8 protein-coding genes and 1 pseudogene are annotated in these 12,317 nt (G+C 64.3%); all 9 read right to left on the bottom strand.

Translation table 11 applies throughout. From position 1 onward, the window contains the following. Positions 1–194 precede the first annotated feature (194 nt). Positions 195–1,565 carry an MmgE/PrpD family protein gene (locus RX328_RS00045; protein WP_213252799.1) on the bottom strand — a complete coding sequence of 457 codons (1,371 nt, stop codon included), beginning with the start codon at positions 1,563–1,565 and terminating at the stop codon, positions 195–197. 232 nt (positions 1,566–1,797) lie between these two features. After that, a complete protein-coding gene (locus tag RX328_RS00040; RefSeq protein WP_213252800.1) occupies positions 1,798–2,271 on the bottom strand; it encodes a DUF2867 domain-containing protein in 474 nt (157 codons plus the stop codon). Then, a complete protein-coding gene (locus RX328_RS00035) occupies positions 2,268–3,674 on the bottom strand; it encodes an MATE family efflux transporter (protein WP_213252801.1) in 1,407 nt (468 codons plus the stop codon). The genes RX328_RS00040 and RX328_RS00035 overlap by 4 nt, the downstream gene beginning before the upstream one ends. A gap of 53 nt (positions 3,675–3,727) precedes the next feature. After that, the gene (murA, locus tag RX328_RS00030) at positions 3,728–5,026 is read right to left on the bottom strand and encodes a UDP-N-acetylglucosamine 1-carboxyvinyltransferase (protein ID WP_213252802.1); all 1,299 of its coding nucleotides are present in this window, start codon (positions 5,024–5,026) and stop codon (positions 3,728–3,730) included. Positions 5,027–5,040: 14 nt separating this feature from the next. After that, the gene (gene gyrB / locus RX328_RS00025; protein WP_213252803.1) at positions 5,041–7,479 is read right to left on the bottom strand and encodes a DNA topoisomerase (ATP-hydrolyzing) subunit B; all 2,439 of its coding nucleotides are present in this window, start codon (positions 7,477–7,479) and stop codon (positions 5,041–5,043) included. A 327-nt stretch (positions 7,480–7,806) separates the two neighbouring features. After that, positions 7,807–8,946, bottom strand: a complete 1,140-nt coding sequence (gene recF, locus RX328_RS00020; protein ID WP_213252804.1) for a DNA replication/repair protein RecF — start codon at positions 8,944–8,946, stop codon at positions 7,807–7,809. 86 nt (positions 8,947–9,032) lie between these two features. Then, a complete protein-coding gene (locus RX328_RS00015) occupies positions 9,033–9,305 on the bottom strand; it encodes an endonuclease domain-containing protein (protein WP_410733925.1) in 273 nt (90 codons plus the stop codon). A gap of 201 nt (positions 9,306–9,506) precedes the next feature. Then, the gene (dnaN, locus tag RX328_RS00010) at positions 9,507–10,625 is read right to left on the bottom strand and encodes a DNA polymerase III subunit beta (protein WP_213252806.1); all 1,119 of its coding nucleotides are present in this window, start codon (positions 10,623–10,625) and stop codon (positions 9,507–9,509) included. A gap of 264 nt (positions 10,626–10,889) precedes the next feature. Then, positions 10,890–12,310 (bottom strand): annotated as a pseudogene (dnaA, locus tag RX328_RS00005) (chromosomal replication initiator protein DnaA); the annotation flags it as partial. Positions 12,311–12,317 lie beyond the last annotated feature (7 nt).

The raw sequence follows: 12,317 nt of genomic DNA, 5'->3' as shown, positions 1-12,317 counted from the left end.
GAACCCCTCACCCGTCTCAATCGTGCTTCGCACGATTGATCCACCCTCTCCCACAAGAGGAGAGGGGTACACCGCCGATGTTGAAGCTAGACGCGTAGCCCGGATGGAGCGAAGCGAAATCCGGGGACTGCCAACGGATGGTCTGATCCCGGATTGCGCTTCGCTCCATCCGGGCTACGTACTGAGGCTGGCAGCTACTGCCGTCCTAACTGCGTGGCTTTCTCAACGCGATCGAATCTCTCGAGCGACAGGATCGCATCGGCGAGCTGATCGGCGCGGCCGTTCAGCACGGGGCGGGCGAGCGTGAGAAATTTTTGCTGCATCGCCTGCGCGTCGGGAAACGTATCCGGCTCGCCGGAGGGGTCGGCATAGAGCCGCTCATGCACGCCATTGTCGGTGGTGATCGAGACGCGCGCGCCGAAGGGGTGGGTGCGGCCGATCTCCAGTCGATCGTCCTGCACCACGTCGAACTTGTCGGCGAGCGCATTGACGGCGGCATCACCGAGCCGGGCGTAATCGTCCCAGCCGAAACGGCCCTGGTCGAGCGCCAGCGCGCCGGTGAAGAACATCGAGAACTGTCCGCCGACGATCGAGGTCGGATGGCGCTTGGTGGCGGCATCGCCGGTCAGCGTGATGCCGTTGCGATGAAGACCGATCTCGACGCGCTTGATCTGATCCGGCGTCAGATTGTGTTCCCGGCGCATCGCGATCAGCGCATCCAGCGCGGCATGGGTGTAGCGGCAGCTCGGGTAAGGCTTCACGCCAATCTTGAGCGTCTCGTAGGTCTTGCCGAGGCCTGCGACAGCCTTGTCTGGATGAGCATCGTCGCTGTAGCCCACGAGGAGGCCGTGCTTGCCCTCGACCGACTCGGTCGATCCGATAAAATTGTTGCGCGCCAGCGTCGCGGCAATCACGCCGTTCATCGCGGCGGCGCCGACCTGGTAGCGCTTGTTCCAGGCACCGTTGACGAGGAACTGCAGCGAGCCCGCGGCCTGGCTGCCGGAAACGCCGAAGGCCGAGATGATCTGGTCCTTCGAGAGGCCGAACAACTTCCCCGCCGCGGCCGCAGCACCATAGGTTCCCGCCGTCGCGGTCGGATGAAAGCCGCGCGCATAATGCGAGGTCGGATCGAGCGCGTTGCCGAGCCGGCAGCACACTTCATAGCCGGCCACGATCGCGGTCAGTACGTCGCGCCCGGATGCGCCGACCATTTCGCCGACCGCAAACGCCGCCGGCACCACGGGCGCGCTCGGATGCAGCGAGGAGTCGGCATGCGTGTCATCGAAATCAAGCGAATGGCCGAGCGCGCCGTTGAGCAGCGCGGCCACTGCGGGCGTCCAGGTCTTCGAATCGCCGAACACGGTCGCCTCGCCCTTGCCGTCCAGCGCCAGCGCTTCCAACATCCTGAGCAGCGAGGGCGTGGATTCCGCATCGCGCCGCGCCCGGATCGCACTACCGAGGAAATCGAGCGTCAGCACCTTGGCGCGCTCCAGCACCTCTGGCGGAATGTCTGCAAATTTCAGGTCGGCGACATAGGCAGCGAGCGTTGCGGTTTCGTGGGCCATCGTGTTTCCTCGTTTTGCCGGGCAGGGTAGGCGGGCCGACTTGACCTTTCAAGCCGCCTCCCGTCGCGGGCATCAGCGATGCCTGGTGTCGTCTAGCACAGGCGCGGTGTGCAGATTCCGTAGCGCGGCGCATGATGGCCTTCGCAAAACGCATGCTTGGAGCGCTCCGGGCGGAAGACGCAATTGGCGCTCGCTGGAGCCAAGCGTTAATCGATGGGTGGTGATGCCGGCCTCAGGCAGCAACCTGGCGCAGCAGGGCGGGCACGATCAGCCGGTGAAACGGCATGATGATCGCGAGATAAGTCCGGCCGAGCCAGTTGTGCGTCTTGACCAGCGTCGTCGCGGTGACCTGCCTGACGGCGCCGGGAGGCGTTACGTCCACCACCACGCGAAAGTCGAGATGACGATCGTTGAAGCCGGCGATCAGGCGATCCGGCGTTTCGCTGACGACCGGAAAGATTCCGACCATGTCGCGGGGTGCGCTCGGATCGTCACCCGACGTCTTCAGCCCGAGTGGCGCGACCAAAAAATTGCGCAGCGATAACAGCGCCTCGGCCCATCGGGGCTGACGCGCCATCATCCGATCTGCTGCACGGCGGGGGTCGAGATCGCGGTCGCTGATTTCAATACAGAAGGCGTCTGCGAACTGAGCGCCGGCCAGCAGCGCATCGGCATCGACGGCAGGCGTGATTTCGCGGACGTTCATGGAGACACCAGTCTGCTCGCCAGCAGCCGGAATCGCAAGACGAGCAGACTGGCGAAGACAACGGTACCGATCGACAATCCGATCCAGACTCCGCTGGCGCCAAGCGATGTCCAGAACCCGAGTGCGCAGGCAAAAGTAAAGCCGATCAGCCAGTAGCTGAAGGTGGCAAATAGCAGCGGCACGCGCGTGTCATTCATTCCGCGCAGCGCACCGGCGGCGATGGTTTGGATACCGTCCGCGACAAAGAAAGTGGAACCGATCAGCAGCAGCGTTGCCGTCAGCGTCGCCGTCGCGTCGACGGCTTCGCCGAGGAATATCTCGGCAATCAGGAACCGTCCAAGGATCACGGCGAGTGTCATCGTGGCCATGAACGCCGCGCCGAGCAGTATCGCCACGTAGCCTGCGCGCCTGACGGCGTTGCTGTCGCGGCGCCCGACCGCATGACCGACCCGGACCGTCGCTGCCATACTGATTCCGAACGGTACCATGAACAGGATGGCTGCGATTTGTAAGGCAATCTGGTGCGCTGCGAGTGCTGTGGTGCTGATCAGACCCATCAGCAGGCCGGCAGCGCCGAACAACCCGTATTCCAGCAGAAACGCCATCGAGATCGGCGCGCCGACGATCACGAGCTTCGCCATCAACGGCCAGTCGATACGCCAGATGTTACCGAGCACGTGGTACTTTCGAAACGGCTGGCGCAGCGCGGTGAACCACAGTCCGGCGAGAAACGTGCCGAGATTGACCATGCTGGTCGCAAGGCCCGCGCCGAACAGCCCGAGTTCAGGCAGGCCCCATTTCCCATAGAGCAGCAGATAGACCAGCAACGCATTCGCCGGGATCGCGGCCAGCGTGATCCACAGCACCGGCTCGGGCCGGTTCACCGCGCTCATGAAGCCGCGGATCCCGATAAACCACAGCGCCGGCAGGATGCCCCAGGCAAGGCCGAACAGGTATTGCTGCGCGGGCCCGGCGGCGGTCGGCGCCTGGCCAAGTGCAATCAGGATCGCCTCACCGCGGAATGGCAGTGCCATCAGCGGCAGCGCGATCAACAGCGCCGCCCATAAGCCGACGCGCAGCGCGCGCCGTACCATCCGCGGATCGCGAGCACCGAAAGCCTGCGCCGCTAGCGGCGCGACCGCCGATACCAGGCCCATGCCGAAAGTGAAGGTGACGAAGAACACCGTGTGGGCGAGGGCTGCCGCAGCTACCGTTTCGCTGCCGAGCCGACCGATGAACGCCAGATCGGTCGTCATCATCGCGATCTGTCCGAGCTGGGTCAGTGCGAGCGGCACCGCGAGTTTTAGCGTCTCGGCAAGCTCAATCGCGAGATGACGGCCGGACACGGCCGCAGAAGCCGGCGGCGCGATCGATGCGCGTTCGATTTTTTCGAGCGAGGTCATTGCAACAGACTAATACCGGCGAAGGACGAAAAAGTGACGCCGGCGTCCGCAGCCTAGTGGCCGTCGCGTGCCGGAACTCGGGTGATTCGCGCGCCCAGCGCGTTGAGCCGCTCCTCGATGCGCTCATAGCCGCGCTCGATCTGGTCGGCGTTGTTGATCGTTGAGGTGCCTTCGGCAGCGACCGCCGCCAGCAGCATCGCCATGCCGGCGCGGATGTCGGGCGAAGTCATCGGTGCGCCGCGCAGCCGGCTCGGGCCGGCCACGATCGCGCGATGCGGGTCGCACAGTACAATGCGGGCGCCCATCGAGATCAGCTTGTCGACGAAGAACATTCGCGACTCGAACATTTTTTCGAACATCAGGATCACGCCGTCGCATTGCGTCGCGGTCACGATCGCAATCGACATCAGGTCGGCCGGAAAGGCCGGCCACGGCTGATCCTCGAGCTTCGGTACATGACCACCGAAATCGTCGTGGATCTTCATGGTCTGCCCTGAGGGCACCACGAGATCGTCGCCCTCGACGCCGCAGACGATGCCGAGCCGTTCAAATCCCATCCGGATGGAGCGCAGATGCTCGACGCCGGCCTTGGCGATGCGCAGCGGCGAGCGCGTCACCGCGGCGAGCCCAATCAGCGAGCCGACTTCGATATGGTCGGGCTGGATCGAATAGCTTGCGCCGCCAAGCGTCGCCGGGCCGTGCACGATGATGGTGTTGGTGCCGATGCCCTCGATCTTGGCGCCGAGCGCGACCAGGAAATGCGCCAGGTCCTGCACGTGCGGCTCGGAGGCCGCGTTGCGCAAATAGGTGGTGCCGTGGGCGGCAACCGCTGCGACCAACGCGTTTTCGGTGGCGGTGACGCTCGGCTCGTCGAGAAAGACGTCGGCGCCCTTCAGGCTGGCGGCGCGGAATTCCAGCCGGTGGGTGGCCGTGACGGTGGCGCCTAACTGCTCGAAGGCGAGGAAATGCGTATCGAGACGACGGCGTCCGATGACGTCGCCGCCGGGCGGCGGCAACGCTACCTCGCCGCAGCGGGCCAATAGCGGTCCCGCCAGCAGGATCGAGGCGCGGATCCGCGCGCACAGTTCAGGATCGAGATCGGCGGCGCGGACCTCCTTGGCATGGATCGCAAGCCGATTGCGCCCCTCCCATTCGGCGGAAGCGCCAACCGAGCGGATCAGTTCGACCAGCGTCTCGGTGTCGCGGATGCGCGGCACGTTGTCCAGCGTGACCGGATGCTCGGTGAGCAGAGCGGCGGCGATGATCGGCAGCGCAGAATTCTTGTTGCCGGACGGCTCGATCGTTCCCGAAAGCCGGTGGCCGCCTTCAACGATGTACTGAATGGGAGGCACGGGTGCGTCCTGCCTCACACGTCGACATTGGCGCTGAGCGAATTATCCTGGATGAATTCGCGGCGCGGCTCGACCACGTCACCCATCAGCTTGGTGAAGATGTCGTCGGCCTCGTCGACCTCCTTGATCTTCACCTGCAGCAGCGAACGCCCGTTGGTATCGAGCGTGGTGTGCCAGAGCTGATCGGGGTTCATCTCGCCGAGGCCTTTGTAACGCTGCAACGCCACGCCCTTGCGGCCGGCGTCGGTTATCGCCTCGAACAGGCTGACCGGTCCATAGACGGCAGTTTCCGTATCCTTACGGCGCAACACCCCGGTCGGGTTCGGATAGGCCTCCTGAAGTCTCACGGCATAGTCGTCGAGCTTGCGGGCGTCGGCGGAGCCGAGCAGGGCGTCGTCGATGATGGCGACATCCTTGACGCCGCGGATGGTGCGCTCGAAGAAGAAGCCCTCGCCTTCGGTGAAGCGGCCGGTCCAGCCGCGCTCGACCTCGTCGGCCAGCGCATCGAGACGCCTGGCTATGTAGTCGGCGGCGGCATTGGCGGTGGCGATGTCGCCGGTGATCCTCGGATTGAGCACGCCCGCGATCGCGGCCTGCTCGACCACCTTGCGGTTATAGCGGCTGTGCAAATTGTTCAGGATGCCGCGGATGACGCGCGCGTCCTCGACCAGCGACAGCAGGTCGCGGCCGCCGCGTTCCGAACCCGACGCCGGCTTGAACACGCAGTCATCGAGGCCGGTCGCAATCAGGTAATCTTCCAGCGCGCGCTCGTCTTTCAGGTACTGTTCGGACTTGCCGCGCGTCACCTTGTAGAGCGGTGGCTGCGCGATATAGAGGTGGCCGCGGTCGATCAATTCGCGCATCTGCCGGTAGAAGAAGGTCAAGAGCAGCGTGCGGATATGGGCGCCGTCGACGTCGGCGTCCGTCATCACGATGATCTTGTGGTAGCGCAGCTTGTCGACGGAGAAATCGTCGCTGATGCCGGTGCCGAGCGCGGTGATCAGGGTGCCGATCTGCTCTGACGACAGCATCTTGTCGGTGCGGACGCGCTCGACATTGAGGATCTTGCCGCGTAGCGGCAGCACCGCCTGGAATTCGCGGTTGCGGCCCTGCTTGGCGCTGCCGCCTGCCGAGTCGCCCTCGACGATGAACAGTTCGGACTTGGCCGGATCCTTCTCCTGGCAGTCGGCGAGCTTGCCGGGCAGCGAGGAAACGCTGAGCGGGCTCTTGCGCGTCAGTTCGCGCGCCTTGCGGGCGGCTTCGCGCGCGGCCGCCGCCTGGATCACTTTGCCGACGATGACCTTGGCCTCAGCCGGGTGCTCCTCGAACCACGCCGCCAGCGCCTCGTTGATGATGTTCTCGACCACCGGGCGCACTTCCGAGGACACCAGCTTGTCCTTGGTCTGCGACGAAAATTTCGGGTCCGGCACCTTCACCGACAGCACGGCGGTGAGGCCTTCGCGACAATCGTCGCCGGTGAGCGCGATCTTCTCCTTCTTCGCGTTAGCGTCGGCATAGCCGTTGACCTGGCGGGTCAGTGCGCCGCGGAAACCGGCGAGATGTGTGCCACCGTCACGCTGCGGGATGTTGTTGGTGAAGCACAGCACGTTCTCATGGTAACTGTCGTTCCACCACAGCGCCGCCTCGACGCCGATGCCGTTGGATTCCGACCGCACCATGATCGGGGCGGGGACGATCGCCTTCTTGTTGCGGTCGAGATATTTGACGAACTCCTCGACGCCGCCGCTGTAATACATCTCCTCGCGCTTCTCGACCGCGTGACGCATGTCGGAGAGGATGATGTGAACGCCGGAATTGAGAAAGGCGAGCTCGCGCAGCCGGTGCTCCAGCGTCGCGAAATCATACTCGATGTTCTTGAAGGTCTCGCCCGAGGCGAGGAAGGTTACCTCGGTGCCGCGCTTGCCCTTGGCCTCGCCGATCACCTTCAAAGGCGCCAGCGAGTCGCCATGGGCGAACTCGACGAAATGCTCCTTGTCGTCGCGCCACACCCTGAGCTTCAGCGAGCTCGACAGCGCGTTGACGACGGAGACGCCGACGCCGTGCAGGCCGCCGGAAACCTTGTAGGAATTCTGGTCGAACTTACCGCCGGCGTGCAGCTGGGTCATGATGACCTCGGCGGCGGAAATGCCTTCGCCCTTGTGGATGTCGACGGGAATGCCGCGGCCGTCGTCGCGCACGGTAACGGAATTGTCCGCGTTCAGGATCACTTCGACGCGCGTGGCGTGGCCCGCGAGCGCCTCGTCGATCGCGTTGTCGACGACCTCGTAGACCATGTGGTGCAGGCCGGAACCATCATCGGTATCGCCGATATACATGCCCGGCCGCTTGCGCACGGCATCAAGGCCCTTCAGCACCCGGATCGATTCCGCACCATATTCGACGGGAATGGGATGCTCAGTTTCGGCAGGGGTCTGCCGGGCAGGTTCTGTCATGTGAAGCCTTCGAGGATGTCCCGAATCAGCTGCGCAATATGAGGCGCTGATTGATCTATTTGTGCCATGAAACAGGCACCGCGCCTAGCGCAATCTCTCTGTATGCAAGTCGTTGAATAAATGGTGGTTTTTTACTCTTTTTCAAGGTCTCCAACGCCCGATTCTGGAGGCCCCGAAAAGCGCGATTCGGGGGCTGACTCTGCGCCCGCGAGGGCCCGCTTTTTGGGCCTCGAAGGCCCTCGATCTGGTTGTTGCGCGCCTGTCCGCCGGCGATTTTCAGCGCATACTGCCAGCGCAGGATCAGGTTCAAACCGGATCTGTTCGAGGTCAGCCGCGACGGCTCACCCGGCCGGACTCCACATCGAAAATCTCGCCGCCAGCGCCGATGTCACCGAATGGGGCCGGATCAGCGCCGGTCATCCAGACCTGCGCGCCGAGCTTTGCGAGTTCATCGAACAGCGCCTTGCGCCTGACGGGATCAAGATGGGCGACGACTTCGTCGAGCAGCAGCAGCGGCACGATCCCAGTCATCTCGGCAACCAGCGTGGCATGGGCCAGCACCAGCCCGATCAGCAGCGCCTTCTGCTCACCGGTGGAGGCGTCGCGGGCCGGCATGTTTTTTGGTGCGTAGATCACCTGCAAATCCGTGAGATGGGGGCCGTCCAGCGTGCGGCCGGCCGCGGCGTCGCGGGCGCGGCTGGCGCGCAGGATCTCGCGGTAGCGATCCTCCACGGCGGTGGCGGATTCATTGACCAGCGCATTCTCCATCCAGCCGTCGAGCATGATCTGCGCGGACGGAAAGGCCGAAGCCGCGCCACGTTCACGCAGCATCGCCGCCAGTCTCGTCACCGTCTGGCCGCGCGTTGCGGCAACCGCAACTGCCAATTCGGCAGTTTCGCGCTCGATCGCGTCACACCAATGGTCGTCATAATTGCGCACTTCGAGCAGGCGGTTGCGCGAACGCAGCGAGCGATCCAGCGCGGAAACGCGGCTGGAATGCTCACTGTCGATCGCCAGCACCAGGCGGTCGAAGAAGCGCCGCCGCTCGGAAGCTGCGCCAAGGAACAGGCCGTCCATCGCCGGCGTCAGCCACACCATGCGCAAATGATCGCCGAACGCGGTTGCCGAGCTCACCGGTTCGCGGTCGATCCGGCACCGTCGGGTGGTGGAGGCGCCCTCCGCAGCCGGCGCATTGATGCCGGTGCCAAGCGTGGCCAGCCCCAGCGCGCCCTCGACCTCGGCAGACACCGCCCAGGAGCCGTCGCCCTGATTGTCGGCAACATCCTCCAGCGTCGCGCGCCGCAAGCCGCGTCCCGGCGAGAGAAACGAGATCGCCTCGAGGCAATTGGTCTTGCCGGCGCCGTTCGGCCCTACCAGCACCACCATATCGCCGCGCACCTGCACGCTCGCCGCGCGGTAGTTGCGGAAGTGCGTCAGCGAAAGGCGATGGATGCGGGAAGGGGTCATGGCGAATAAATCGTCGGCCTTTCTTCCCCTCTCCCCTTGTGGGAGAGGGTGGCGCCTCACGAAGTGAGGCGACGGGTGAGGGGTTCTTACCGCTCGGCGAGTTTTACGAAAATGTCCTCCAGCACGGCAAAGGGTTGTTGCAGCACGTCATTGTTCCAGTACCGCGCAATTCGAAATCCTTCGGCGATCATCACCGCTTCCCTCGCTTCGTCGCGTGTCGATGATGCGTGCTGACCTCCATCGATTTCAATGATCAGCCGCTTCTCGAAGCAGACAAAATCGAGAATAAAATTTCGAAACGGAACTTGCCGTCGAAATTTGAAACGCGCGAGGCGTCGGTCGCGAAGCAGTCGCCACATCGCCAATTCCGCATCGGTGGGCTCGTGACGCATCTTCTTGGCGAAGCTGCTTCTTGGCGAAGCTGCGGATGCGCTTGGCAACCGGCCTATGATTTGGTGTATGCGGCGCGAACCCCTCACCCGTCGCCGAACTTCGTTCGGCGCCACCCTCTCCCACAAGGGGAGAGGGGAGGAGGTCCGCGTTCGTTTTGGACGAAGCAGTCACACGCGCATCGGCATCAGCACGTAGAGCGCGCCCTTGTTGTCCTTGTCCTGCACCAGGGTCGGCGAGCCGGGGTCGGCGAGGCGGAGCACGGCGACTTCGCCTTCGATCTGGGCGGCGATGTCGAGCAGGTAGCGCGAGTTGAAGCCGATATCGAGCGCGTCGGAGGCGTATTCGACTTCGAGCTCTTCGGTGGCGCTGCCGGAATCCGGATTGGTCACCGACAGAACGAGCTTCCCGGCGGACAACGCCAGCTTTACGGCACGGCCGCGCTCGCTGGAAATGGTCGAGACGCGGTCTACTGCCGCCTCGAAATCCTTCTTGTCGACGATCAGTTCCTTGTCGTTGTTCTGCGGAATGACGCGGCCATAATCCGGGAAGGTTCCATCGATCAGCTTTGAGGTCAGCACGACATTGCCGAGCGTGAAGCGGATCTTGCCCTGCGACAGTTCGATTTTGACTTCGGCTTCATTGTCCTCGATCAGCCGCAGCACCTCGCCCACTGTCTTGCGCGGCACGATCACGCCGGGCATGCCGGTGGCGCCGGAGGGCAGCGCGAGATCGATCTGCGCCAGGCGATGACCGTCGGTCGCCACCCCGCGCAAGGTCGTGGCCTTGGCGCTGCCGGCCGTGTGCAGGTAGATGCCGTTGAGGTAATAGCGGGTCTCTTCGGTCGAGATCGCAAACTGCGTACGGTCGATCAGGCGCTTGACGTCGGCAGCCGCAAGCGAGAACGAGTGCGTCATGTCGCCGGCGGCGAGGTCGGGGAAGTCGCTTTCAGGCAGGGTCTGCAGCGTGAAGCGCGAGCGGCCGGCGCGGATAGCCATCACCGAGCGGTCGCCGTCGGCTTCCAGCACGATCTGCGCACCATCGGGCAGCTTCCGGACGATGTCGTAGAACATATGCGCCGGCACAGTGGTGGAGCCGGCGGTTCCGGTCTCCGCCGGCAGCGTTTCGGTCACCTCGAGATCGAGGTCGGTCGCCTTCAGCGACAGCCTGGCGTTTTCGGCGCGGACCAGCACATTGCCGAGGATCGGGATGGTGTTGCGGCGCTCGACCACGCGATGGACGTGACCCAGCGATTTCAGCAGTTGCGCGCGTTCGACGGTGACCTTCATTGCAATATCCGCCAGAGATGGAAAAGCCGGGCGGCCCGTCAAGGCAGCGCCGCGGCATTGGAAACCCGAAAAGCCGGATCAGGATCGGATTTGATCAAACCCCCGGGGGGACCGCAAGGTGGCGCGGATGGGGCGCCGGTGCAAGGGAGGCAGGCCGCCGTTTCCCACTTTTACGGCGAAAAGGGCAGCAGAAAAAAATTCTCCCGCCCTGGATCAGGGCGGGAGAGGCTGGGGAGGAGCCAGATCCTGTTCCTGCCGCTGCTATTCCTGCAATTGCCGCTTCAGAGACTCGACCTCTTCGGACAGCGCGATATCCCGGGCCACCAGTGCCTCTATCTTGCGCACGGCGTGCAGCACCGTGGTGTGGTCGCGTCCGCCGAACCGGCGACCGATCTCGGGCAACGAGCGCAGTGTCAGCGTCTTTGCCAGATACATCGCGACCTGGCGCGGACGAACCACGTTCGCGGTCCGCCGCGACGACAAGAGATCCGAACGGCTGACATTGTATTGCCGGGCGACAACCCGCTGGATGTCCTCGATCTTGATCCGCTTCGGCTCCTGCGGACGGATCAGGTCGCGCACCTCGCGCTCGGCCATTTCCAGCGTCACCGGCTGGGCGTTGAGCTTGGAATGGGCGAGCAGGCGATTGATGGCGCCTTCGAGGTCGCGGCCGTTATGGGTGATGGTGCGCGCCAGATAATCCAGCACTGCCTCCGGCACATCGAAGCTCGCATGATGCGCGCGCGCAGCCGCGACGCGCGATTTCAGGATGCCGAGCCGCAGCTCTTCGCCAAGCGAGCCCATCTCGACAACAAGCCCGCCAGCCAGCCGCGAGCGAACGCGGTCGTCGAGGCTCTCGAGATCGGACGGCGGGCGGTCGGCAGCGATCACCACCTGACGTCCGGCATCGATCAGCGCGTTCAGCGTGTGGCAGAACTCGGCCTGGGTCGACTTGCCCTGCAGGAACTGCAGGTCGTCTATCACGAGCACGTCGATGCCGCGCAGCGCCTCCTTGAACGCCAGCGCCGTCTGCGTCTTCAGCGCAGCGACAAAGCCGTACATGAATTTTTCAGCGGTGAGATAGAGCACCTTGCGCTCGTTCCCCGAATTGCCGGCCCACGTCACGGCCTGCAGCAGATGGGTTTTGCCGAGCCCAACGCCAGCGTGAATGTAGAGCGGGTTGAACATCACGGGATCGCCGCGGCGGCCTTCTGCAACCTGGCGCGCCGCCGCATGGGCGAGGGTATTCGAGCGACCGATTACAAAACTTGCAAAGGTCAGGCGCGGGTCGAGCGGCGAGCCGCCGAGCGCATCATGGCTGGCGGACACCGGCGCAGTGGCGGTCGCGCGCAATTCGGGCGCGGGCCGGCCATTGGCGTGCTCGATACGGCGTTGATCGGTAGGCGCCGTCGGTTCCTTGGCGGGCGCGGCGGATCGCATCGCCGTGCGCACGGTGAGGTCGATCCGGTGTACTTCCGGCATCTCGGCCTGCCAGCAGGTCAGGACACGGTCGGCGTAATGCGCCTGGATCCAGCTCTTGAGGAACCGGGTTGGGACCGACAGGTGGACGCTTTCGTCCTGCACGGCTTCGAGGTCCATGCGCGCAAACCAGCTCGTATAGACGTCCTCGCCAACACTCGTCCGCAACCGCCCCTTCACGCGCGACCAGCGATCCTGTTCCGTATTTGTCAT

This window comes from Bradyrhizobium sp. sBnM-33, from assembly GCF_032917945.1.
Classification (GTDB): domain Bacteria; phylum Pseudomonadota; class Alphaproteobacteria; order Rhizobiales; family Xanthobacteraceae; genus Bradyrhizobium.
The sequence above is the reverse complement of the archived record's forward strand: the minus strand, read 5'-3'. Positions and strand labels throughout refer to the sequence as shown.

Excerpts from the sequence above, each read along its gene's own strand:
- RX328_RS00045 (WP_213252799.1), bottom strand. The coding sequence starts at position 1,565 with ATGGCCCACGAAACCGCAACGCTCGCTGCCTATGTCGCCGACCTGAAA.
- RX328_RS00040 (WP_213252800.1), bottom strand. The coding sequence starts at position 2,271 with ATGAACGTCCGCGAAATCACGCCTGCCGTCGATGCCGATGCGCTGCTG.
- RX328_RS00035 (WP_213252801.1), bottom strand. The coding sequence starts at position 3,674 with ATGACCTCGCTCGAAAAAATCGAACGCGCATCGATCGCGCCGCCGGCT.
- gyrB (WP_213252803.1), bottom strand. The coding sequence starts at position 7,479 with ATGACAGAACCTGCCCGGCAGACCCCTGCCGAAACTGAGCATCCCATT.
- recF (WP_213252804.1), bottom strand. The coding sequence starts at position 8,946 with ATGACCCCTTCCCGCATCCATCGCCTTTCGCTGACGCACTTCCGCAAC.
- RX328_RS00015 (WP_410733925.1), bottom strand. The coding sequence starts at position 9,305 with ATGTGGCGACTGCTTCGCGACCGACGCCTCGCGCGTTTCAAATTTCGA.
- dnaN (WP_213252806.1), bottom strand. The coding sequence starts at position 10,625 with ATGAAGGTCACCGTCGAACGCGCGCAACTGCTGAAATCGCTGGGTCAC.